Below are 22,386 nucleotides of genomic sequence, written 5' to 3'. Positions count from 1 at the left end.
TCTCCGTGTCTGTAGAGGTGGTCACGCTACGGGGCACTGGAGGTGGACGGCCGCGGCGTGCGGGTCGGTGAAGCAGCGCGGGTCGTCCCAGAGCAGCTGGATGTCCCTGGCCCAGTGACCGTCCTGCGCGTCGGCCTCCTCCCGCAGGGCGAGCACGGTGCGCGGCAGTTCGGTCAGGGGCACCCGGCTCACGTGTGTGTCGAGCGCGTCGAGGAAGGCGGAGCCCGGGCAGCCGTCGGTGCCCGGGGAGCCGGACCGGTGACCGTCGGCGCAGCCGCCGCGCGGCCAGACGATGGCGGGGGCGGGAGCGGTGAGCGATACCTCGAAGTGCGCGCGGGTGGGGGCGGCGTTCGGGGCCGCGGCGAAGCCGGCCAGGCAGGTTCCGTCCCTCCGCAGCGCGTACCGCAACTTGCGGGGTTCCTCCGGGCATCCGCACTCCACGCGGTGCAGCCGGGCGCCGCCGCGGGCGTCGAGACGGTTCCAGGCTCGGGTCAGCACATGCCGGGTGGCGGCCTTGCGCCGGGTGTGGTCGGTCACCACCACCGGGTGGACGCAGCCGAGCGGCGTCTCGTCGTCGGCGGCCCTCGCCCAGCGGTCGACGGGCCAGTCGAGCCAGTCACGGGGCAGCGCGAAGGCGATCAACTCCTCCGCGCCGGGTGTCAGATGACGGAAGGCCTCCTCGATCCGGTCCTGGACGTGGGCGCGCAGCCGTGCCTCCGGCACCGTGTCCGAACCGACCGGGTGACGCCGTCCGCCGCTGTACGCCGACACCTCCACCCGCACCAGCCCCTGACCCGCACCACTGGGAGCCAGCTCCACCAGGATCGGTGACCAGTCCGGCCGGACGCGGTCGTCGGGAAGGCGCAGCAGCGCCTCCAGCCGGTCGGCGAACCGGGTCACGGTGGCCGTCGCGCGCGCACTGTCGAGTTCGCAGAGCACGAACAGGGCGGCCGACCACAGTGAGGCGAAACCGTCCGGCGGCGGCAGCGGGTCGAACGGGTCGGCGGCGGCGGTGTACAGCCGCACCGGGTCGCAGTCCACGCCCGCGCGGACCGCCTTCTCCACCAGCTCGCGCAACCGCGCGCGCTGGGCCGCCGCATGTGGGGAGGCGGGTACCAGACTCTCCAGGTCGGGCCAGTAGCGGGCCATGACCTGGGTCGGCATCATCCGTCCGTTGCGCACTCCCTTGGCGCCGGCCGCCGCCGTGACCATGCCGACCACCTCACCGGTGTCGGCCAGGGCGACCGCCGCGCCGCTGTAGCCGCAGGCCAGCGGCTGGCCGTCGGTCTGCCAGGCCTCCAGCTGGTTCCACTCGCCTTTGATCAGCTGCGGCCCGGTGGTGCGGTACTCGGCCAGCGTGCCCTCGTCGAACCCGACCGGGAAGCCGTACACGACCAGCCTGCGGGGTGGTTCGCCGTGGGCGGCCTCCGCGGGCGCCAGTGCCGCGGGGGTGATGGCGACCTCGCGGTCCAGTTCCAGTACGGCCAGGTCGCCCAGGTCGGTGGCGCCGCCGCCCCAGCCGCCGTGGGCGATGATCCGCGCGGGCACGGCGGGCAGCTCCGGGCGCTCGGTGAACGTCACCGTCAGCGGGTCCCGGTCGCCGTCCTGTACGACGTGGGCACAGGTCAGCACCTTGTCGGGGGTGACCAGGAAGCCCGCTCCGGCGATCCGGCCCCCGCACTCGATCCGGGCGTGCCAGGTAGCGCTGCTCATGACCGGCCGGCGGCTCCCGGGTCGGCCGGCTCCGGTTCCGGTGACCAGCTCAGCCGCACGACCAGGTGGCCCTCCGCCGACCCCTTCGCGATGATCGCGCCGGCCTCCGCGCTCAGCTTGACCCCGAACTCCAGCTCCACCGAGTCGGGTCTGAGCGAGCCGTCCCTGAAGACCCGCAGCGCGGACTCGGCCGCCGCCCGTACGCCCTCCAGGGAGCCCTCGAAGGTGCGTGCCGCCTGGGCCGGTCCGTCGCCGCGCGAGACCGGCCGCCGCGACCCGTCGCCGCGCGAGACCAGCCGCGCCCCGTCCAGGGGGTCCTGGATGTCCTCGACGACCACGCGCACGCCGTCCTCGGTCGTGAACTCGGTCAACCCGTTCATGGCGCCACCCGCTCCCCCTAAGCCGTACGTACCTCAGTGACACACCATTGTGACGGACGGTACTCGGCCGGTCCCGTGTCGCGATGCCGGTCCCTCCCGCCCCTGGCGGAAACCCGCCAGGGCGCCAATCCGCCACGCTCGGTCAACTCTCCTACCCCACACGCCCCCTGAGACTGCTCGCAGCACTCGTCGCAGCACTCTACGACGATATGAAGAGAGGCGTGGATGAGCAGAGGACCAGTCAGACGCGGAGCGACCCTCCTGTCGGCGGGGCTCGTGATCGCGCTGCTGCCGGCCGGGACGGCGGCGGCGCAGGAGCCGCCCCCGGACACGGCACGCACCCCGGCCGCAGCCACCACCACCGCGGGCGGTAAGTCCGCCGCGGCCGCCGCCCGTACCGTCACCCTCGTCACCGGCGACCGGGTGACCGTCACCGACCTCGGCGGCGGCAGGAAGACCGTCGCGGTCGAGCGGCCCGAGGGCGCCACCGGCGCCGTGCACACCCGCAGCGCCGACGGCCGGACCACCGTCGTACCGGACGAGGCCCTGCCGTATCTGCGCGACGGCAGCCTCGACGAACGGCTCTTCGACGTCGGTGAGTTGCTGGAGCAGGGGCTCGCCGACACCGAGACCGGCGAACTGCCGCTGATCGTGACCTACGAGAAGGGCACCCGGGCCGCCACCCCGAAGGGGACCGAGCGCACCCGGGCGCTGCCCAGCGTGCGCGGGGCCGCCGTCGAGGCCGACAAGGGGCGTGGATTCTGGCGGGAATTCACCCGCCGGGGCGCCGGCATCGACGGTGTGTGGCTCGACGGACGGGTCACCGCCGCCATGGCCGAGTCCAACGCGCAGATCGGTACGCCCGAGGCCTGGGAGGCCGGGCTGACCGGCAAGGGCGTCACCGTGGCCGTGCTGGACAGCGGCGTGGACGCCGGCCATCCCGACCTGGACGGCCGCGTCGCGCACAGCCGCAGCTTCATACCGGGCGAGGAGGTCGCCGACCGGAACGGCCACGGCACCCACGTGGCCTCCACCGTCGGCGGCAGCGGCGCGGCCTCCGACGGCAAGGAGAAGGGCGTCGCGCCCGGCGCGACTCTCGCGGTCGGCAAGGTCCTGTCCGACCAGGGCACGGGCAGCGAGTCCGAGATCATCGCCGGCATGGAGTGGGCCGCCCGGGACGTGGACGCGGACATCGTGTCCATGAGCCTCGGCTCCACCGAGCCCAGCGACGGTTCCGACCCGATGGCGCAGGCCGTCAACACCCTGTCCCGCGAGACGGGCGCCCTGTTCGTCATCGCCGCCGGGAACACCGGCTCCCCGTCCTCCATCGGCTCGCCCGGCGCCGCCGACGCCGCCCTGACGATCGGTGCCGTCGACGCGGCCGACGAGGCGGCCTGGTTCACCAGCGCCGGACCCCGGTACGGGGACAACGCCCTCAAGCCCGACCTGTCGGCCCCGGGCGTGGGCATCCTCGCCGCCCGCTCCCGGCTCAGCGAGGGCAGCGGCGACTACACCTCCATGGACGGTACGTCGATGGCGACGCCGCACGTCGCCGGGGTGGCCGCGCTGCTCGCCGAGGAACACCCCGACTGGAGTGGCGCGCGACTCAAGGACGCGCTGATGTCCACCTCGAAGCGACTCGACGCCTCCGCCTACCGGTTGGGCGCGGGCCGGGTCAGTGTGCCGGACGCGATCGGCGCCGAGGTCACCGCCACCGGCAGCGCGGACCTCGGCTTCCACTCCTGGCCGTACGAGGCCAACGAGCCGGTCACCCGTACCGTCACCTACACCAACGCCTCCGACACGGCCGTCGAGTTGAAGCTCGCCGTGCAGGGCGCCCCCGAGGGCGTCGCCACCCTCGCCGACACCGCCCTCACCGTGCCCGCGCACGGCACCGCCTCCACCACCGTCACCGGGGACGGCGCCAAGGCCCCGGTCGGGGCGACGAGCGGCCGGATCGTGGCGTCCGGCGCCGACGGCACGCCCGTCGCGCACACCGCGCTCGGGCTGGTCAAGGAGGAGGAGCGGTACACGCTCACCGTGCGCGTCAAGGACCGGGCGGGCGACGCCACCCCGGCCGACCTGGTCGTCCAGCGCCTCGCCGAGGGCGTCGACCCGGTTCCCGCGCACGTCGGCGAGTCCGGCACCCTCCAGCTGCGCCTCGTGCCGGGGACGTACAGCCTGACCTCCTTCCTCGACGTGCGCGGCGCAGGCGGCGCCGACTCGCTCGGGCTCGGCTTCCTCGCGGCGCCCGAGGTCGTCGTCGACCGGGACCGCGAGATCACCCTCGACGGACGCGAGCTGCGCGAGATCAGCGCCGACGTCGACCAGCGCACCGAGACCCGGCAGCTGCTCATGGAGTACGACCGCAGCGCGAACGGCTCGGACCTGTTCGGCGCGGTCCAGGTGCCGTTGAAGTACGACAGCGTCTTCGCCGCGCCCACCGGGAGGAAGGTCACCGAGGGCGACTTCGAGTACCGGACCGTGTGGCGGCTGGGCAAGCCGCTGCTGGAGGTCAAGGGCATCGGTGAGGCCGTCGTCCAGTCGGGCGGCACCCTGATCGAGGGGCGCGGCCGGCTGCCGCTGGTCGACGTCGGGGACGGGCCCTTCCCGGACGGCGTCCGGGGCAAGGCGGTCCTCGCCGAGCTCACCGCGGGCACCGAACCGGCCGCCCTCGCCCAGGCCGCCCAGGACGCGGGCGTGAAGGCGCTGTTCGTGACGGACGACGCCCCCGGGCGGCTGACGGCCTGGTGGGGCACCGCCGACAACGCCGACCGGCCGCTGCAGATCGCCACGGTCGACGCGGCCGACGCCGAGCGGCTGCGGGACGCGGGGAAGGTCCACATGACCGGGACCCGCGACACGCCCTACACGTACGACCTGTCCCAGGGGCACCGCGGCGCCGTACCCGACCGGGACCTCACCTACGAGCCCGGACGCCGCGACCTCGCCGTGCTGCCGACCAGGTACCACGCGGCCGAGCCCACCGCCGGCGGTGAGTTCCGGTACTCGATCACCGACACCTTCCCGATCGGCCTCGGCTTCCGGGAGCGGATCGACTTCCCCGTCGAACGCACCGAGTACGTGTCCACGGAGCCCGGTCAGCTGTGGCACGAGTCCGTGACGACCGCCGACGGCGCGCTGGAGCAGCGGTCCGGGACGGTCCGGTACGAGGGAGGCAAGCGTACGGAGCTGAACTGGTTCAAGCCCGTGTGGCACCCCTACCTCGGCACCGGCCTGGGCTGGGGACAGCAGCGGGCCGGCAACCGGCTCCAGTTCAACGCCCCCGGCTGGGGCGACTCCGGCCCCGACCACACCGGCTTCGGCGACGTGTGGAGCGAGACGAGCAAGCTGTCGCAGACCACGTCCGTGTACCTCGACGGCGAACTGGTCGACCAGCGGCCGAGTTCCGCCGCCTACGTCTGGGACGCGCCGGCCGACGAGCACACGTACAAGCTCGTCACCGACACCGCGCTCGACGCCGGGCGCTGGAAGCTCGGGACCAGGGGGCACGCGGAGTGGACCTTCCGCTCGGCCGCCACACCCGATGACCGCTGGACCTATCTGCCCCTGATCAACCTCTCCTTCGACGTCGGCACCGACCTCGCGGGCGAGGTGCGCGGCGGGAAGAAGCTGCGGGTCGGGCTCGGCGCCGAGTACGTGGCGGGCGCCCCGGACACCGGGACGCTCGGCGGCGGAAAGCTGGAGGTGTCGTACGACGAGGGCGAGACCTGGCAGCAGGTCCGGCTGCGGGGCGGCGACGGGAAGGGCGACGGGCAGGCGTCCTGGAACGGGACGCTGAACGTGCCCCGTGACGCCGGGCACGTCTCGCTCCGTGCCTCGGCGCGCGACGACCGGGGCGGCTCGGTCACGCAGGAGATCGTGCGGGCCGTGGCCGTGCGGTGACACGCGGACGGCGCCGCCTCCCTGGGACGGGGAGGCGGCGCCGTCTGGGTTCTCGGACCGTCAGACCAGCCAGCCGACGAAGTGGACGATGCCGGCGAGGATGTCGGTGAGAAGGTTCATGATCGTGCAGCTCCTTGCGCTGTGCATGTGTGGGACCTACTGGGACTCGTGCGTCGACTACGGTCTGCAGCCCGTCGCTCGCACAACGTAAGTATCGTTGGTCCCGGCATTCACATACGCTCTTCAGAGCGACGATCACCTGTTCCAGGGAACAACTGATCGCTTGTTCGGATCACGCCAAGCTCTGCCAAGTCCTGCGGTCGCAGCCGCAGTTGCCCGGCCGTCGCCTCCACCTCCTGCGGCGGGCGCTTCAGGATCGCCGCCGCGAGCTCCGGCGCGATGACGGAGAAGTAGCTGTCCGGCGTGGCCCAGGTGTTCCCCGGCGCGGCCAGCGCCAGCGCCCCGCCCGAGCCGCCCTCGCCGATCACCAGCGTGGTGACCGGCGTACGCGCCGACGCCACCGCGACGAACAGGTCGGCGATCGCCGCGCCCACGCCCTGCCGCTCCGCCTCCGCGTCGCCCGCAGCACCCGGCGTGTCCACCAGGGTCAGCACCGGAATGCCGAGCCGGTCCGCGAGCCGGATCAGCCGGGCGGCGGTGCGGTACCCGGCGGGCCTGGTCGCCGTCCCGGTCTGGGCGGCGTACGCGACCGTCCGCCCCGCGTGCTCGCCGAAACCGCAGAGCACGCCGTCCGGGTCGGTGCCGCCGCAGCGGTCCCCCGACAGGGCCGCGCGGTGGGTGAAGTAGGCGTCCAGATACGCCCGTGCGCGCGGCCGTCCGGGAGCGCGCGCCCGCCGGACCGCGTCCCAGCCGGTGTCCGGCAGGCGGGTGCTGCCCAAAGGCTCGGGCACGGGCGCCGGGTCGTTCGACGGTGCCGTCAGCAGCCGCAGCCACCCGCCCAGCGTCGCGCGCAGCTCCCCGGGCGGTACGACGGCGTCCACACTGCCCGCCGCCAACTGCGCCTCGGCCGTGTACGCCGCCGGGTCGGCGTCCGGCGGCCGCACCCGGGACCCGGCGAAACCCACCTGGGCGCCGGGCAGCGCGAGGGTCACGTCGGCGCCCGCGCCCAGCGTCGCCCAGCCGCCCCCGGTGACCGGGTCCCGCAACACGGCGATCTGCGGCAGCCCGGCCTCCCGGACGAGCGCCGACTGCCGTGCCACCCGCTGGAGCTGGGTCAGCGCGAGCATCCCCTCCTGCATCCGGCTGCCACCCGTGGCGACCAACGGCACCACCGGCAGCCGGTGTTCACGGGCGTAGACGTACGCCGCCTCCAGCCGGTCACCGGTGGCGCGGCCCAGCGAACCGCCGAGGAAGCCGAACTCGAAGGCGAGGAGCACCGCCCGGACGCCCCGCACGTGCCCGGTCCCGCAGACGACGGACTCCTCCTCGCCGGTGCGCTCGGCGGCGCGGGCGCGGGAGGCGTCGTAGCCGTGCCAGCCGAGGGGGCCGTCGGGCGGTGACTCCCGCGCCGGGTGGGGGAGTTCGGTGAAGTCGTCGGTGACGAGGGCGAGGAACTCGCGCGCGGACAGCCGCTCAGTCATGCGCCAGGGCCCGCTTCATGATCTTCCCCATGTCGTTGCGGGGGAGCGAGTCGAGATGCCGCAGGACGCGGGGCCGCTTGTGCGGGGCCAGCCGGGCCGCGACGTGGTCGGCCAGCGCGTCGAGGGCCGGCGGCGACTGGGGGTCGGCCGGCACGATCCACGCCACGATCCGCTCACCCAGGTCCGGGTCGGGCTCCCCGGTGACGGCCGCCTCCCGCACCCCGGGGTGTTCGAGGAGCGCGTTCTCGATCTCACCGGCCCCGATCTTGTACCCGCCGCTCTTGATCAGGTCGGTGGCCTTGCGGCCGACGATGCGGACATAGCCGTCGGGGTCGCGCACCGCCATGTCGCCGGTGCGGAAGAAGCCGTCCTCGGTGAAGGCGGCGGCGGTGGCGTCGGGCCGGTTGAGGTACTCGGTGAACAGGTTCGGGCCGCGCACCTGGATCTCGCCGACGCTCTCCCCGTCCAGCGCCGCGATCGGCGTGCCGTCCTCCTCCACCAGCCGCAGCTCCACCCCGGGCAGCGGCACCCCCACGGTCCCGGCGCGCGGTTCACCGTCCGCCCGCACGCTGGTGTTCATCAGCGTCTCCGTCATGCCGTACCGCTCGATCACCCGCCGGCCGGTCGCGGCGGCGATCCGCTCGTGGTCGTGCACCGGCAGCGCGGCCGACCCGGACACCAGCAGCCGGGCCCCGGCGAGCGCCTTGGCCAGCTCCGGGTCGTCCGGCAGGGCCTCGGCGATCCGGTGGTACATCGTCGGCACCCCGAACAGCATCGTCGCGCCGTCGTTCAGCTCCCGCGCCGCGCCCTCGGCGGAGAACCTGCCCAGGTGCCGCACGGACCCGCCGCGCCGCAGCGGCCCGAGGATGCCGAGCACGAGGCCGTGCACGTGGAACAGCGGCAGCCCCTGCACCAGCACGTCGTCGCCGGTCCACTGCCACGCGTCGGCGAGCGCGTCCAGGGTCGTCGCGAGCGCGCGGCGGGGAATGACGGCGCCCTTGGGCGGGCCGGTGGTGCCGGAGGTGTAGACGACGAGGGCGGGGGCGCCGTCGTCGGTGCGGCCGTCCTCGGGGACGGGGCCGGTGGCGCGCACGTCGACGTCGACGCGCTCCAGGGCGGCCAGGGCGGGCGGGAGTTCGCTCCCGGGGGGCGCCAGGACGAGCGACGGCTCGCTGTCGGCGAGGATGTGCGCGAGTTCCTTGTCGCCGGACTTCGGGTTGAGCGGTACGGCGGGGATCCCGGCCAGCAGCGCCGCCACCACGGCGACGGCGGTCTCCATCGCGGGGGTCGCCCAGACGGCGACCCGCCCGGCCCCCCGGATCCGTCCGGCCGTGCCGCCCGCCGCGGCGGCCAGTTCGGCGTACGTGAGGGAGCGCTCACCGAAGCGCAGGGCGGGCCGGCCGGCCGGGGCGCCGGTCCCGGCGGGGGAGGGAGCGGGGGAGAGGGCGGGGAAGAGAGAGGACACGCGTCGTACTCCTTAGCAGTTGCTCGCGGTTACCGATTCTGCGACGTCGGCCTACCCGAAGCCGGGCACGACCAGCACCAGCCACGCCAGCGCGGGCACGGCCGCCACCACGATCCCTCCGTAGACCATCAGCTGCCTGAAGAATCGCTCGCGTTCGGCCTCCGGCGCCGCGGCCAGCACCAGCGCGCCGTTCGTCGAGAACGGGCTGACGTCCACGACCGTCGCCGAGACCGCGAGCGCGGCCACCATGCCGACCGCCCCGATCTCGCCCTGCGCGAGGAACGGCACCGCCAGCGGGATCAGCGCGCCCATGATCCCCACGGAGGAGGCGAAGGCCGACACGATCGCGCCGATGTAGCAGAGCAGCACCGCCGCCAGCAGCGGAACGCCGATGCCGCCTACGCCCTCGCCGGCCCAGGTGATGGTGCCGATCTCCTCCAGCACACCGACGTACGTGAGGACACCGCAGATCAGCAGGACCGTGGACCAGGCGATCTCACCGACCGCGCGGCGGCTGTCGTCCGGCCAGGCCGTGCTCAGCACGACGGCGAGGGAGACCGCGGTCAGGCCCGCGTCCAGGTCGAAGCCGAGGACGGCCACGACCAGGGCGACCAGGGCGAGCAGGGTGGCGATCCGGGCCGGCGTGAGGTGCGGGCCGGCGCCGGTGCCGTCGGTGTCCTGACCGGGTCGGACGGCGACCGCGGTGGGGGCGGCGCCGGTGCTGGTGCCCTTGCTGGTGCCGCTGCCCTTGCCGATCCCTGGGTCCGCGCCGGCGCCGGGGGCCTTCGTGCCCGAGCCCGCCTCACCGGCGTCCTCCGGCGTCACCGATCCCCGCGCCCACAGCTTGCGCCCGCCGAACAGCACGAACAGCGCACCCGCGATGACGAGGTTGGCGACCAGCGAGGTCAGGAAGAGGGTCACCTCGCTGCCCGGCAGCCCCTCGCGCTCGACGATGCCGTTGACGATCGAGCCGTAGATGCTGATCGGCGAGAAGCCGCCGGCCTGTGCGCCGTGCACCACCATCGTGCCCATCAGCAGCGGGCTGATCGCGTACCGGGTGGCGAAGCTCAGCGCGATCGGCGCGACGATCGCGACGGCGGCCGGGCTGACCGCGCCGATCGCCGTGAGCGCGCCGGTCAGCGCGAACATCACCCACGGGATCAGCGCCACCCGCCCTCGCACGAGCCGGACGGCCGCGTGCACCAGCCAGTCGGTGGTGCCGTTGGCGCGGGCGATCGCGAACAGATAGGTGACGCCGACGAGGACGACGAACAGGTCGCCGGGGAAACCGGCGAAGATGCCGTCCGCGTCGAGGTCCGCGACCAGCGTGCCCACCCCGAAGGCGGCGGCGAAGGCGAGGGCGCCCATGTTGACGGAACGCGTGGTCGCGATGACGAACACCACGACGAGGACAAGGATCGAGATGAGTTCGGGGGACATGCGGGGGCTCCCGACGGCTGACCTTATTGGCTGAGTGGCTGATCCACTTGAACGGTGCGGCTGGTCGGTCAGAGTGGGCCCCGCCCGGTCCGCCGTCAAGGGGTCGCGCACGAATTGGTTCAGCCACTCGGCCACCGATCGCCCGGTGCTACGCTCCCGGCGAGAGGGGGGATCTCGTGACCGACGCCCTGCGCCCCATGACCAGACAGCGCCTGTACGAACAGGTGCTGGAGCGGCTGCGCCAGTACGTCACCGACGGCGGCCTGCGCGCCGGCGACCGGCTTCCGCCCGAACGCGACCTCGCCCAGCGCCTCGGTGTCAGCCGGGCCTCGGTGAAGCAGGCCATCGTGGTCCTGGAGGTCCAGGGCCTGGTGGAGGCACGGCACGGCGGCGGGACGTACCTGGTGCGGGACAGCCTCGACGTCGAGCCCGTCGAGGAGATGGTCGAACGCCGACGGCGGCTCCCGGACGTCCTGGAGGCCCGCGAGGCGCTGGAGACGAAGCTCGCCGAACTGGCCGCCGAGCGCCGCACGGAGGACGACCTGGCCGCGATGCGGTCCGCGCTGGACGTGATGGCCGAGGAGATCGAGCGCGGCGCTCACGGGGTCGAGGGCGACCGGCTGTTCCACGCGGCGGTGACGGCGGCGGCGCACAGCAGCCTCCTCGCGGAGTTCATGCGTTCCATCGCCCACCAGATCGCCGAGAGCCGCACCGAGTCCCTGCGCCAGCCGGGCCGCCCCGGCCGCTCCCTGGCCCAGCACCGGGCCATCCTGGACGCCGTCGCCGCCCGGCAGCCCCGGCAGGCCGCCACCGCGATGCGCCGCCATGTCCGCACCGTCGCCAAGGTCCGGCTGCTGGACTGGGACCCGGAACCGGAAGAGGAACGATAGGCATGTCCGCCATATCCGCCGTGCCCCGCATAGCGCTCGTCACCTGCCGTACCGGACCGCACGTCAGCGTGGACCGCGACCTCCCGGCGCTCGTGCGGGCGCTGGAGGAGGCGGGGGCGCGGGCGTCCGCCGAGGTGTGGGACGACGACGGCGTCGACTGGGGGTCCTTCGACCTCGCCGTGATCCGTTCCACCTGGGACTACAGCTGGCGGGCGGGCGAGTTCACGGCGTGGGCCGAGGAGTGCGGCAAGCTGACGCGGCTGGCGAACCCGGCGGCGGTCGTGCGCTGGAACACCGACAAGCGCTACCTAGGCGACCTCGCGGCGGCCGGTGTGCCCACCGTTCCCACCCGCTACACGGCCCCCGGTGAGGTGCCCGACCTGCCCGGGGACCACGAGTACGTCGTCAAGCCCGCCTCCGGTGCCGGAGCGCGTTTCGCCGCCCGCTACACACCCGACGAGCACGCCACCGCCGTACGGCAGGTCGAGCGGATGCACGCGGAGGGGCTCACGGCGATGGTGCAGCCGTACGTGCGCGGCATCGACACCGCCGGCGAACGGGCGCTGCAGTTCGTCGGCGGGCGCCCGCTGCACGCCAGCCGCAAGGGCGCCGTCCTCACGCCCGGGACGCCGTACGACGAGCGCAAGGTCGCGCACCCGGGCCTCGAGCCCTGGACCCCGACCCCGGCCGAACTCGCCGTCGCCGAACGCGCCCTGGCCGCCGTACCGGACGCCCCCGAGCTGCTGTACGCCCGCGTCGACCTGGTGGACGGGGAGGACGGGCAGCCGCAGGTGATGGAGCTGGAGCTGGTCGAGCCCAACCTGTTCCTGTGGCTGCACGAGGGGTCGCTGCGGCGGATGGCGGAGGCGGTGCTCGAAGCGGCCCGTTAGCGGTCGCCGACCGCCGTCCGCTGGAGCAGACCCCAGGTGAACTCGGCGACGACCTCGTGCCGTCGGCCCCGCGCGTCCGGGGCGGTGAAGGCCAGCCCCCACCGGGTGGGGGCCGAGCCCTGGAGCGGCCGGGCGGGGGCGAAGGCGCGGGCCGCCTCGTCGACGGTGCAGGACCAGGGGGTGAGGTCGTCCAGGGTGCGCGGTTCCGGGCCCTCGGCGCCGGGGGCGCGGACCAGCCACTCGTTCCACACGACGCCCTTGTCGGCGACGAGCACCTCGAAGCGCAGGTCCGGCCAGAGGGGGAGCCGCCACTGCCGGGCCTCGCACTCCAGGTCGCCGATCCGGCGGGGAGCCGACGACTCGGGTTCGCCGAGCACGGAGCGGTACCGGGAGGCGGCCGAGCGGGAGCGCGGGGCGCGGAGCATCGCCTGCCAGCGCCTGTTGGCCTCCCGCATGCCGGCGATCGAGGCGCCCAGCTCACGGCGGGCGTCCTCGACGAGGCCGGGGTTGTGGTCGGCCATGCGCCGCAGCAGCACCAGCTGGAAGTCGAGCGGGGTGAACGGGGCGGCGGGCCGCTTTCCGGTGGGCATGGGGACCATCGCACCATCGTGGACCATGGACGGGACGCAAGCCCATTGCCCCGGCAAACGCGATGTGAGTAGCCTGTGTTCGTTATTCCGATCGCCTGTTGAAATCTCGAACAACTTAGGGAGGGGGCGGGACATGGGACGCCTCGTACCAGCCGTGACCCGGGCTCTCGACATACTGGAGCTCTTCCTCGACGGGGACGGCACGCTCTCCGCCCCCGACATCGTGCGGCGGCTCCAGCTGCCGCGCACCACCGTGCACGAGCTGGTCACCACGCTCTCCGCCCGGAAGTACATCGTCCCCGTGGCCGGGCAGCCCGGACGGTACCGGCTCGGTGTGCGTCCGTACCAGCTCGGCGCCCGCTACGCCGAGCACCTCGACCTCGCCGCCGAGGGACAGCAGGTCGCCCGGACCGTCGCCGAGACCTGCGACGAGACCGTGCACGTGGCGATCCTGGAGGACACGGACGTCATCTACATCGCCAAGGTGGACTCCACGCACGCGGTGCGCATGGTGTCGGCGGCCGGGCGCAGGCTGCCCGCCCACTGCACGTCCGTCGGCAAGATGCTGCTGGCCTCCCTCCCCGAGCCGGAGGTCGCCGCCCGCTTCCCCGACGGCGCGGAACTGACCGCCATGACCCCGAACAGCATCACCGACCCGGCCGCCCTGCGCGAGGCCCTGGCCCGGATCCGCGAGCGCGGCGTCGCGGTGGAGAACCGCGAGTCCAACCCGGACGTCTCCTGCGTGGCCACCCCGGTCCGCGACCGCACCGGCCGGGTCGTCGCCGCGCTGTCGATCTCCGTGCCCATGATCCGCTGGAGCGAGGAGCGCCTCGGCGAGCTGGAGCAGCTCGCCGTCAAGGGTGCCGCCGACCTCTCCGAGCGCCTCGGTCACCGGAGCGCGGCATGACGCGGCGCGGTACGACGACGCGGCGCGGTACCGCGACCGGCACGGCCTTCGAAGTGGCCGTCCACGAGGAGGCGTCCCTCGGCGAGGGACCCACCTGGGACCCGGCGACGGGCCGCCTCCTGTGGATCGACATCCTGAACTCCCGCGTCCACACCCACGATCCGGCGACCGGCCGGCGCACGGTCCGCCGCACCGACCAGCACGTGGGCGCCGTCAAGCCCCGCGCGGGCGGCGGCCTCGTCCTCAACCTGCGGGACGGGATCGCTCTCCTCGACCCCGACGACACCTTCCGCTGGCTGCACCGGGAGGCCGTCCCCGGCCGCCGCGGCAACGACGCCGCCGTCGCCCCCGACGGCACGCTGTGGACCGGCACCATGCGCTACGACGAGGCACCCGGCGGCGGCACGCTGTCCCGGGTCGGCGGGGACGGAACGGTCGAGGGCGTCCTCGACGACGTGACGGTGAGCAACGGCACCGGCTGGAGCCCGGACGGCCGGCTGATGTACTACGTCGACACGCCGACCCGCCGTATCGACGTCTTCGACGTCGTCGACGCCGGCACGGGGGGCGGCCGGATCACCGGCCGCCGCCCCCTGGCCACGATCGAGGACGGCGCCGGTTTCCCCGACGGTCTGTGTGTCGACGCCGAGGGCTGTGTGTGGGTCGCCCTGTGGGACGGCGGCGCGGTACGCCGCTACACCCCGTCCGGTGACCTGGACCGGGTGATCCCGCTCCCGACCCCCCGGGTCACGGCCTGCGCCTTCGGCGGCCCGGACCTGACCGACCTGTACATCACCACGGCCCGGGTGGGCCTGACGGCCCCGCACCCGCTGGCGGGCTCGGTACTGGTGGTGCCGGGCGCGGGCCAGGGGACGGCCCAGCCGGCGTTCGCGGGCTGAGGGCGGCGCGGGGCCGTCAGGGCGCTCCCTGGAGCATCCCGGCGGCCTCGCGCTCGCGCTTCGTCAGCGGTGGTCCGCTCAGTTCCGGCTTGAGCGGACCGGCCGCCGCGGCCGTCAGCACGCTCGGTGCCAGCAGTACGTGCGCGCCGCGCTCCAGTGCCATCACGTCCGTCACCCGGCGGGCGACGCGCCCGTTGCCCGTGGCGGTGTACGCGAGCCGCCCGACGTAGGCCGCGGACAGCCGCTCCCGCAGCGACGGTCCGCCCCGCGCGGCCCCGGGGAAGAACACGTCCTGCCCGACGGCGAGTTCCCACGCGGCGCCCACCGGCCGTGCGACGGCCCGCTGGGCCGACCGGGCCAGCTCCGGTGCCTGCCAGCCGGACCGGCCGAGCACCGAGCGGAGCGCCAGCGCGCTCTGCGCCGCCACCGACATCCCGTGCCCGTAGACCGGGTTGAAGGCGGCCAGCGCGTCCCCGAGCACGACGAGGTTCTCCGGCCACCCGGGCATCCGCTCGTAGAAGTGGCGCCGGTTCGCGGTGGTCCGGGTGAGCGACACGTCGCCCAGCGGCTCCGCCCGCGCCAGCAGCTCGCCTATCACCGGGTGCCGCAGCTCCTTGCGGGCGTACCGTTCGAAGTCCCCGGCGTCGGCGCTCGGTTCGCCGCCGCGGGAGCCGTACAGCGTGACGAGCCACCGTCCGTCCTCGACGGGGAGCAGGACCCCGCCCCGCCCCGGACCCCAGGACCGCGGGTCCAGCTGCACGTTGACCACGGGGAAGCCGTCGCGGGCGCCCTCCGGAGCCCGGTACAGGCGGCTCGCGTACACCACACCCGCGTCCACCCGCCGCGTCCTGGGCGCGGGCAGCCCCAGTTCCGCCAGCCACCGCGGGGTGTGCGAGGCGCGTCCGGTGGCGTCGACGACCAGACCGGCGCGGAGTGTGCGCTCGGCTGTGCCGCGCACCCGCGCGCGTACTCCCGTCACGGTGCCGTCCGGGCAGTCGAGCCCGAGCGCCTCGGCGTGCTCGACGACCTCGATCCGCTCGTCGGCGCACACCAGCGCCCGGACGGTGGCGTCCAGCAGGTCGCGGGTGCACAGCAGCATTCCGTGCGACTCGTCCCACCGCCGGTACCAGCCCTGCGGGGAGAGCACCACCATGTCCGTGGTGACCGGCAGCCGGTGGGCCCCCGCCTGTCGGAGCCGGCCGGTGACGCCCGGCAGGAGCTCCTCCAGCGCGCGGGCTCCGCCCGACCACAGCTGGTGGGCGTGGCGTGCCTGGGGCAGTCCCCGGCGCGGGTGGGGCCCGGTGGGCAGCGCGTCGCGCTCGAGCACGGTGACCCGGCCGGCGTACGGCGCCAGGGCGCGGGCGGCGAGCATGCCGGCGAGCGAGCCGCCGAGGACGACGGCGCCGGTGGGGCGTTGGCTCATGTGCGGGCGCTCTCTGTGGGGGCGGACGCACGGGCGCGTACCGCCTCGATCTCGTCGGGACGGCGCAGTGCCCGGGAGGTGGCGCCGATCTCGTGGAGCAGGTTCGTGCTGTCCACCTCGCCGGTGCCGTCCTCGCGTGGTGGCGGTTGCCGCCCGTCCGCCACGGCGTCCAGGATCACCACCGCCGCGGCCAGGGCCTTGGCCCGCTCCGGCGGGAAACCGAGGGAGAGGGCCGCCTCGTACGACCGCCGCCGCCGGCCCTCGTCGATGTGCCGGGACAGGGGCAGCAGCGCGTCCCGGATGAACGTCTCTCGGCGGATGAGGCGCAGCTCCGGCGTGGAGCGCGGGACGAAGGGCACGCCGGAGCTGTCGACCGACCGCATCAGGTGGTACAGCGGCCGCAGTTCGCGGTGGGCGAGCCGGACCAGACGGCGTTCACGCAGGTACTGGCCGGCGTGCGGAAGGATGAAGCCCAGCGCGATCACGATGGCGGACAGGCAGGCGACGGGCGGCGCCAGGTCGGTGCTGAGCCAGTCGGCGTCGTGTCCGGTCCAGCGGGCCGCGACGGCGGTGAGCTTGGCGGCGTCGAAGACCAGGTTCAGCGCGTAGCCCACGCCGAGGAACATCAGCCCCCAGCGCAGCCAGGCGTCGAGGCCGTCGGTGCGCACCCAGTTCCAGATCAGCCAGGACGTGATCAGGACGGCCACGGTGTGGGCGAGCAGGTAGAGCAGGATCTGCTCGCGCATGAAGGGGGTCGTGGCGTAGTACGTGTCCAGGTCCCGCAGACGTTCCACGGGTGCGTCCGCGAGGGCGAACAGCGTCCACAGGGCGACGATCACTCCCGAGTAGACGCAGACCACCCAGCGCATGGCGCGGCGCGTGGCCGCCGCGCGGTCGGACAGGCCGTTGCGCCAGGTGATGATCAGCAGCAGACAGGAGCCGCAGAAGGCGGTCAGCAGGGAGTACACCCAGGGCGCCGAGATGTTGGGCACGCCGGTGACCCGGTTGGTCCAGGCGATGGTCGAGGGGGCCGCGAAGACGAACACCGTGCAGGCGAGGATCAGCAGACCGCCGACCGCGCGCAGCAGCGGGTCACGCCAGAGCCGGATCACGGTGGGCAGTTTGATCGCCAGCGCGGCGGTCAGGACCGCGGCCGGGATCCAGAAGGAGATGTAGAACTCGCCGAGCAGGTCGGCGGGTTCGAGCGCCCGTCCGGCGGCGGCGCGGCTCGCCGCGAAGTCCGTCGTCACCGTGGTGTGCCTCCCCGTCCGCGGTAGCCGAGCGACCTCTGGACGGGGTGGGGGGAGGTGTCGTCCGGCCGCCCGCGCAGCAGGGGCCGGCACGCGGCGGCGAGGCGGTGCCCGAAGTCGTCGGCGGCGGCCTCGTCGTCCTGCCGGGAGCCGTCGCGGGCGGCCGCGACCAGTGCCACGTCCGTCCAGCCGGGCCGGTCGGCCAGGGCGCGGGCGGCGGCCGTGCCGACGCCGTGGTGGTGGCGGTGTCCGGCGTGGATGTGCCACAACTCGTGACCGAGGATGACCAGTTGCTGCACCGCCTCGGCCCGTTCCTCGACGATGACCAGGTCGCGGTCGTGGAACTCGACCCACAGGCCGGTGACCATCAGTTCGTCCGGGAACCGTTCGAAGCGCAGCTCGATGGGGCGTCCGGCGCGGCGCGCGGCCATCTCCGCGCACAACGCGTGGCACAGTTCCCGCACGTCCCGCGGCGATCGGTGGGCCGTGCGGACCGCGGCGGCGAGGTCGGCCGCCAAGCCGCCGGCGGAGCCGTCCCGCGCGCGCCTGAGCGCGGCGGCGGCCCGGGCGGCCCGCCCGCGTACCCCCGCGAGGTTCATCCTTCCCCCTCCTCAACGCCGGCCTGGAGTCCTCAGAGGTTACGCGTCCACGTCCGCCCGCGTCATGCGATCCGGGGGCCATTGTTCAACGGGGAACGACCGGCCCGGACGGACCGGGAACGACCGCCGGGAACGGAACGGAACGGCCCCCGTTCCCGGAAAGTCCTGCGCGACCCATTGACGCGCTGTTCGTGCGACCTTACGGTCCCGTTCGAAGTTACGAGCGCTATTCGATATCTCGAACACGCTGAACGCACATCTTACGTTCATGACAGATAGGGCAGGGCATGGGACGACCTGGCCTGGATCGCAGGCACTTTCTGGCCGCGGCGGGCGGCCTGACGGTCGCGGGGAGCTTCGGCTTCGCGGCCCTGGGCACGGGCGCCGACGCGCTCGCCTCCGGAGCGGACACCCGCGTGAGCTACTGGAACCTCTTCAGCGGCGGCGACGGCTACAACATGATCGCGATGCTGGACTCCTTCCGTAAGGACAACCCGGGCATCGACGTGAAGGACTCCACCCTCCAGTGGGGCAGCCCCTTCTACACCAAGCTCGCCATGGCGGCCGCCGGCAACCGCGCTCCGGACCTCGGCGTCATGCACCTGGGCCGCGTCACCGGCTTCTCGCCCGGTCGCCTCCTGGACCCCTGGGACGTCGGCCTGCTCGCCAAGTACGGCGTGAAGGAGGCGGACTTCAACCCCGAGCTGTGGAAGCGCGCCGTCATCGACGGCAAGCTCTACGCCCTCCCGCTCGACATCCACGTCCAGCTCTGCTTCTACCGCAAGGACGTGCTGAAGAAGGCGGGCCTGCTCGGCGCCGACGGGCGGATGGTGCCCGTGACGTCGACCGAGGAGTGGTTCGACGTGCTCAAGGAGGCCAAGAAGGCCACCAAGAAGGGCCTGCAGACCATCGGCTTCTGGCACAACGACCAGAACTTCCAGTGGTGGGACTTCGTCGCCTTCTACACCCAGCTCGGCGGCACCTGGTTCAACGACGACAAGTCCGAGGTCACCTTCGACACCGACAAGGCCGTCCAGGTCCTGGAGTTCCTGCGCCGGCACGTCGCCGACGGCTACGCCGACCCGAGCTTCGGAGGCGGTGCGGGCGCCGAACAGTTCGTCAACGGCGCCCCCTTCGCCTGGGAGGGCAACTGGTCGGTGCCGGTCTTCTCCGGCGCGAAGCTCGACTACGGCGCGACCCCGCTGCCGCCCGTCTTCGGCAAGCAGGCCACCCACGCCGAGTCGCACTCCTTCGTGCTCCCGCACCAGGCCGGCCGCGGCGGCGCCACCAACGAGGCCGCGCACCGACTGGCCGCCTACGTCGTCAAGCACGCCCAGCAGTGGGCGGCCGGCGGACACATCCCCGCCTACACGCCGACCCTGTCCACGGCCGCCTACAAGGAGCTGAACCCGCAGAGCGAGTACGCCGGCGCCATGGACCACCAGGCCACCGAGCCCAAGGTGTGGTTCGCCGGGTCCACCGGCATCCTCGCCCAGCGCGTCGGCCCGATCGTCGTCTCCTCGACGATGGGCTCGGCCAAGCCGGAGGCCGCCGCCCGCCGTATGAAGGGCGCGCTCACCGACCTGCTCGGCACGAAGAACCCCATGGACGGCAAGACGGCCGCGCAGGGAGGTGCGGTCGCATGACGACGACCAGCGCTGAAACGATCATCCGCCCGTCGCGTGCGAGGACCGCCGCCGACAGCGCCACCGTCCGCCGCAGGCAGGGCTTCCAGCACGGCGGCTGGTTCGTCGCCCCGTTCCTCGCCCTGTTCGCGCTCTTCGTCGTCTGGCCCCTGCTGCGCGGCCTCTACCTCAGCTTCACGGACGCCAACATCTCCGGCGACAGCGCGAGCTTCATCGGCCTGGACAACTACAGCGAGGCGCTCCAGGACCCCCTGATGTGGGACGCGCTCGGCCACAGCGCGTACTTCACGCTGCTCGTCGTGCCCTGCATCACGGTCCTCGCCTTCCTCCTCGCGATGCTGGCCCACCACATCGAGCGCGGCAAGTGGCTGTGGCGGCTCTGCTTCTTCATGCCCTTCCTGCTGCCGTCCACCGTCGCCGCCAACCTGTGGCAGTGGCTGTTCAACCCCGGCAGCGGCATGGTCAACCACGTCTTCGGACTCGAGACGCCGTGGCTGACCGACAAGTCGTACGCGCTGCTCGCGGTCGTCATCACCACCCTGTGGTGGACGGTCGGCTTCAGCTTCCTGCTCTACCTCGCCGCACTCCAGGGCATCCCCCTTCACCTCTACGAGGCCGCCAAGCTGGACGGCGCGAACGCCTGGCACCGCATGCTCCACATCACGCTGCCGATGCTGCGCAACATCACCGGCCTCGTCATCGCCCTGCAGATCCTCGCCTCGCTCCAGGTCTTCGACCAGGCCGTCGTGATGCAGGACTTCGGGCCCGGCCCGGAGGAATCGACCCGCACCTTCGTGCAGTACACCCTCGAACAGGGCTTCACCAGCTACCGCGTGGGCTACGCCTCCGCCATCTCCATCATCTTCTTCGTGCTCATCGCGGCCGTCGCCCTCGCCCGGATGTGGCTGCTGCGCAACCGTGAGGAGGGCGGCCGATGACCACCGCCGTTCAGGTACGCAAGGGGCCTCGCCGGCCCTGGACGCCGAGCCAGATCGTGCTCACCCTCCTCGGCACGGCCGTCGCCCTGCTGTTCCTGGCGCCCCTGGCCTGGGGGCTGTTCACCTCGCTCAAGTCGGAGACCGAGGCCGTCGAGGTGCCGACGCACTGGCTGCCCGAGGACTGGACCGGGCAGGCGTGGACGGCCCTCTTCGAGACCGGCAACATCACCAACTGGTTCGTCAACTCCCTGGTCGTGTCGGTCTGCGTGACGACGATCGTGCTGCTGGTCAGCGCACTGGCCGGATACGGCTTCGCCCGCACCGAGTTCCGGGGCAAGGGCCTCCTGATGGGCGTCGTCATGGCCGGCCTCATGGTCTCCCCGGCCGTGCTCGGCGTCCCCCTGTTCACCACCGTTCAGCAGATGGGGATGGTCGACACCTACTGGGGCATGATCCTGCCGCAGTGCGCGCCCGCCGCGATGGTCTACATCCTCTACAAGTTCTTCCAGGGCATCCCGCGCGAACTGGAGGAGGCCGCCTTCATCGACGGCGCCGGCCGCTGGCGCGTCTTCTTCACCATCATCGTGCCGCTCTCCCGCCCCTCCCTCGCCGCGGTCGGCATCTTCACCTTCATCAGCTCGTGGAACAACTTCCTGTGGCCGTACATGGTGACCAACAACCCCGACCTGATGACCATGCCGAACGGCATCGCGACCGTCATGAACTCCTACGGCATCCAGTGGGCCCAGCTCATGGCCGGCGGCCTCATGGCCGGCCTGCCGCTGATCATCGTCTTCGTCTTCTTCCAACGGCAGATCGTGGCGGGCGTGGCCCACACGGGATTGGCGGGACAGTGACCGTGCGCACTGTGCGCAGAACCCTCACCGCCGTGGCGGCGGCGGCCCTGATGGCCCTGCTGCCGAACGCGGCCCAGGCGGCGGAGAGCTACCCCGACCCGCGCCCCATCACGGGCCAGCGGATCATCCACGACCCCACCGTCACGCGCCTGAAGGGCGGCGGCTACGTCGCCTACTCCACCGGCGGCGTCATCGGCGCCCGCCTCTCCGAGGACGGCAGGCACTGGGACGACGCGGGCAACGCCTTCACGAAGCCCCCGTCCTGGTGGTACGAGTACAACGACACCGGCGACCCGTGGGCACCCGACGTCTCCTACCGCGCCGGCCGCTACTGGCTGTACTACGCGGTCTCCTCCTGGGGCACCAACCACTCCGCGATCGGCGTCGCCACCTCCCGCATGGGCCTGCCCGGCACCTGGACGGACCACGGCAAGGTCTTCTCCTCCGAGACCACCGACACCTGGAACGCCATCGACCCCGCGGTCATCCAGGCCGACGGCCGCCTGTGGATGTCCTTCGGCTCCTACTGGAGCGGCATCCGCATGGTCGAGCTGGACCGGCACACCGGCAAGGCCGCCCGGGACACGGAGGTCCACCACCTCGCCACCCGCCCCGACGAGCCGTACGCCGTCGAAGGCCCGGAGATCGTCAAGCACGGCCGCCACTACTACCTCTTCGCGTCGTACGACGCGTGCTGCTCCGGTGTGGACAGCACGTACAAGATCAAGGTCGGCAGGGCGACGGACATCAAGGGCCCCTACGTCGACAGCACCGGCACCCCGATGCTCCAGGGCGGCGGCGACCTCCTCCTGGAGGGCCACGGCCGCCACATCGGCACGGGCGGCCAGTCCGTCTTCCGCGACCGGGGCCGGGACTGGCTGGCGTACCACTACTACGACGCCGAGGACGAAGGCACGCCCAAGCTCGGGCTGAACGCCTTGACCTGGACCAAGGACGGCTGGCCGAAGGTCTCCTAGGAGCACGGCCGGCCA

Annotated in this window: 18 protein-coding genes; 9 read left to right on the top strand and 9 right to left on the bottom strand. The window is 73.2% G+C overall.

Annotation, left to right across the window (positions count from 1 at the left end):
- Positions 1 to 21: 21 nt before the first annotated feature.
- Entirely contained in the window at positions 22 to 1,713 is a 1,692-nt protein-coding gene (locus QC283_RS00320; RefSeq protein WP_279559243.1) for a VMAP-C domain-containing protein, read from the bottom strand.
- Positions 1,710 to 2,093 carry a CU044_2847 family protein gene (locus QC283_RS00315; RefSeq protein ID WP_279559242.1) on the bottom strand — a complete coding sequence of 128 codons (384 nt, stop codon included), beginning with the start codon at positions 2,091 to 2,093 and terminating at the stop codon, positions 1,710 to 1,712. Before QC283_RS00315 ends, QC283_RS00320 begins: the two co-directional genes overlap by 4 nt.
- Positions 2,094 to 2,318: 225 nt before the next feature.
- Between QC283_RS00315 and QC283_RS00310 the strand changes: the two genes are divergently transcribed.
- Entirely contained in the window at positions 2,319 to 5,999 is a 3,681-nt protein-coding gene (locus QC283_RS00310; protein WP_279559241.1) for a S8 family serine peptidase, read from the top strand.
- A gap of 230 nt (positions 6,000 to 6,229) precedes the next feature.
- Here the strand turns inward: QC283_RS00310 and QC283_RS00305 are convergent, their stop codons facing one another.
- From QC283_RS00305 to QC283_RS00295, 3 genes are read right to left on the bottom strand one after another with little or no spacing between them, the layout of a single operon-like run.
- Entirely contained in the window at positions 6,230 to 7,600 is a 1,371-nt protein-coding gene (locus QC283_RS00305; protein ID WP_279559240.1) for a carboxyl transferase domain-containing protein, read from the bottom strand.
- Entirely contained in the window at positions 7,593 to 9,065 is a 1,473-nt protein-coding gene (locus QC283_RS00300; protein ID WP_279559239.1) for an acyl-CoA synthetase, read from the bottom strand. Before QC283_RS00300 ends, QC283_RS00305 begins: the two co-directional genes overlap by 8 nt.
- 51 nt (positions 9,066 to 9,116) lie before the next feature.
- Positions 9,117 to 10,505 carry an SLC13 family permease gene (locus tag QC283_RS00295; protein WP_279559238.1) on the bottom strand — a complete coding sequence of 463 codons (1,389 nt, stop codon included), beginning with the start codon at positions 10,503 to 10,505 and terminating at the stop codon, positions 9,117 to 9,119.
- Between the two features lie 176 nt (positions 10,506 to 10,681).
- Here QC283_RS00295 and QC283_RS00290 point away from each other — a divergent pair, with 176 nt between their 5' ends.
- A complete protein-coding gene (locus QC283_RS00290) occupies positions 10,682 to 11,395 on the top strand; it encodes a FadR/GntR family transcriptional regulator (protein ID WP_279559237.1) in 714 nt (237 codons plus the stop codon).
- 20 nt (positions 11,396 to 11,415) lie between these two features.
- Entirely contained in the window at positions 11,416 to 12,285 is an 870-nt protein-coding gene (locus QC283_RS00285; RefSeq protein ID WP_279559750.1) for an ATP-grasp domain-containing protein, read from the top strand.
- On the opposite strand, the gene QC283_RS00280 is transcribed toward QC283_RS00285, so the two are convergent.
- On the bottom strand, positions 12,282 to 12,884 hold the full coding sequence (locus tag QC283_RS00280; protein ID WP_279559749.1) for a hypothetical protein: 603 nt from the start codon (positions 12,882 to 12,884) through the stop codon (positions 12,282 to 12,284). The genes QC283_RS00285 and QC283_RS00280 overlap by 4 nt on opposite strands.
- Before the next feature lie 124 nt (positions 12,885 to 13,008).
- Between QC283_RS00280 and QC283_RS00275 the strand changes: the two genes are divergently transcribed.
- Together QC283_RS00275 and QC283_RS00270 are read left to right on the top strand one after the other, a co-directional pair.
- Complete coding sequence (locus QC283_RS00275) at positions 13,009 to 13,782, top strand: IclR family transcriptional regulator (RefSeq protein ID WP_279559236.1); 774 nt, start codon at positions 13,009 to 13,011, stop codon at positions 13,780 to 13,782.
- Positions 13,779 to 14,681, top strand: a complete 903-nt coding sequence (locus QC283_RS00270) for an SMP-30/gluconolactonase/LRE family protein (RefSeq protein WP_279559235.1) — start codon at positions 13,779 to 13,781, stop codon at positions 14,679 to 14,681. Before QC283_RS00275 ends, QC283_RS00270 begins: the two co-directional genes overlap by 4 nt.
- A gap of 16 nt (positions 14,682 to 14,697) precedes the next feature.
- Here QC283_RS00270 and QC283_RS00265 read toward each other — a convergent pair whose 3' ends face one another.
- Genes QC283_RS00265 through QC283_RS00255 form a run of 3 tightly spaced genes read right to left on the bottom strand, consistent with a single transcriptional unit; the run spans position 14,698 to position 17,953 of the window.
- Entirely contained in the window at positions 14,698 to 16,104 is a 1,407-nt protein-coding gene (locus QC283_RS00265; protein ID WP_279559234.1) for an NAD(P)/FAD-dependent oxidoreductase, read from the bottom strand.
- A complete protein-coding gene (locus QC283_RS00260; protein ID WP_279559748.1) occupies positions 16,101 to 17,294 on the bottom strand; it encodes an MAB_1171c family putative transporter in 1,194 nt (397 codons plus the stop codon). The genes QC283_RS00265 and QC283_RS00260 overlap by 4 nt, the downstream gene beginning before the upstream one ends.
- A 56-nt stretch (positions 17,295 to 17,350) precedes the next feature.
- Complete coding sequence (locus QC283_RS00255; RefSeq protein ID WP_279559233.1) at positions 17,351 to 17,953, bottom strand: toxin-antitoxin system, toxin component family protein; 603 nt, start codon at positions 17,951 to 17,953, stop codon at positions 17,351 to 17,353.
- A gap of 287 nt (positions 17,954 to 18,240) precedes the next feature.
- Between QC283_RS00255 and QC283_RS00250 the strand changes: the two genes are divergently transcribed.
- From QC283_RS00250 to QC283_RS00235, 4 genes are read left to right on the top strand one after another with little or no spacing between them, the layout of a single operon-like run.
- A complete protein-coding gene (locus QC283_RS00250; protein WP_279559232.1) occupies positions 18,241 to 19,599 on the top strand; it encodes an extracellular solute-binding protein in 1,359 nt (452 codons plus the stop codon).
- Complete coding sequence (locus tag QC283_RS00245) at positions 19,596 to 20,537, top strand: carbohydrate ABC transporter permease (RefSeq protein WP_279559231.1); 942 nt, start codon at positions 19,596 to 19,598, stop codon at positions 20,535 to 20,537. Before QC283_RS00250 ends, QC283_RS00245 begins: the two co-directional genes overlap by 4 nt.
- The gene (locus QC283_RS00240) at positions 20,534 to 21,394 is read left to right on the top strand and encodes a carbohydrate ABC transporter permease (RefSeq protein ID WP_279559230.1); all 861 of its coding nucleotides are present in this window, start codon (positions 20,534 to 20,536) and stop codon (positions 21,392 to 21,394) included. Before QC283_RS00245 ends, QC283_RS00240 begins: the two co-directional genes overlap by 4 nt.
- Before the next feature lie 50 nt (positions 21,395 to 21,444).
- The gene (locus QC283_RS00235; RefSeq protein ID WP_279559747.1) at positions 21,445 to 22,371 is read left to right on the top strand and encodes an arabinan endo-1,5-alpha-L-arabinosidase; all 927 of its coding nucleotides are present in this window, start codon (positions 21,445 to 21,447) and stop codon (positions 22,369 to 22,371) included.
- The last annotated feature ends 15 nt before the right edge of the window (positions 22,372 to 22,386 follow it).

This window comes from Streptomyces sp. DH41, from assembly GCF_029813785.1.
GTDB lineage: Bacteria > Actinomycetota > Actinomycetes > Streptomycetales > Streptomycetaceae > Streptomyces.
The sequence above is the reverse complement of the archived record's forward strand: the minus strand, read 5'-3'. Positions and strand labels throughout refer to the sequence as shown.

Excerpts from the sequence above, each read along its gene's own strand:
- QC283_RS00320 (WP_279559243.1), bottom strand. The coding sequence starts at position 1,713 with ATGAGCAGCGCTACCTGGCACGCCCGGATCGAGTGCGGGGGCCGGATC.
- QC283_RS00315 (WP_279559242.1), bottom strand. The coding sequence starts at position 2,093 with ATGAACGGGTTGACCGAGTTCACGACCGAGGACGGCGTGCGCGTGGTC.
- QC283_RS00310 (WP_279559241.1), top strand. The coding sequence starts at position 2,319 with ATGAGCAGAGGACCAGTCAGACGCGGAGCGACCCTCCTGTCGGCGGGG.
- QC283_RS00305 (WP_279559240.1), bottom strand. The coding sequence starts at position 7,600 with ATGACTGAGCGGCTGTCCGCGCGCGAGTTCCTCGCCCTCGTCACCGAC.
- QC283_RS00295 (WP_279559238.1), bottom strand. The coding sequence starts at position 10,505 with ATGTCCCCCGAACTCATCTCGATCCTTGTCCTCGTCGTGGTGTTCGTC.
- QC283_RS00280 (WP_279559749.1), bottom strand. The coding sequence starts at position 12,884 with ATGGTCCCCATGCCCACCGGAAAGCGGCCCGCCGCCCCGTTCACCCCG.
- QC283_RS00275 (WP_279559236.1), top strand. The coding sequence starts at position 13,009 with ATGGGACGCCTCGTACCAGCCGTGACCCGGGCTCTCGACATACTGGAG.
- QC283_RS00270 (WP_279559235.1), top strand. The coding sequence starts at position 13,779 with ATGACGCGGCGCGGTACGACGACGCGGCGCGGTACCGCGACCGGCACG.
- QC283_RS00265 (WP_279559234.1), bottom strand. The coding sequence starts at position 16,104 with ATGAGCCAACGCCCCACCGGCGCCGTCGTCCTCGGCGGCTCGCTCGCC.
- QC283_RS00255 (WP_279559233.1), bottom strand. The coding sequence starts at position 17,953 with ATGAACCTCGCGGGGGTACGCGGGCGGGCCGCCCGGGCCGCCGCCGCG.
- QC283_RS00250 (WP_279559232.1), top strand. The coding sequence starts at position 18,241 with ATGGGACGACCTGGCCTGGATCGCAGGCACTTTCTGGCCGCGGCGGGC.
- QC283_RS00245 (WP_279559231.1), top strand. The coding sequence starts at position 19,596 with ATGACGACGACCAGCGCTGAAACGATCATCCGCCCGTCGCGTGCGAGG.
- QC283_RS00240 (WP_279559230.1), top strand. The coding sequence starts at position 20,534 with ATGACCACCGCCGTTCAGGTACGCAAGGGGCCTCGCCGGCCCTGGACG.
- QC283_RS00235 (WP_279559747.1), top strand. The coding sequence starts at position 21,445 with ATGGCCCTGCTGCCGAACGCGGCCCAGGCGGCGGAGAGCTACCCCGAC.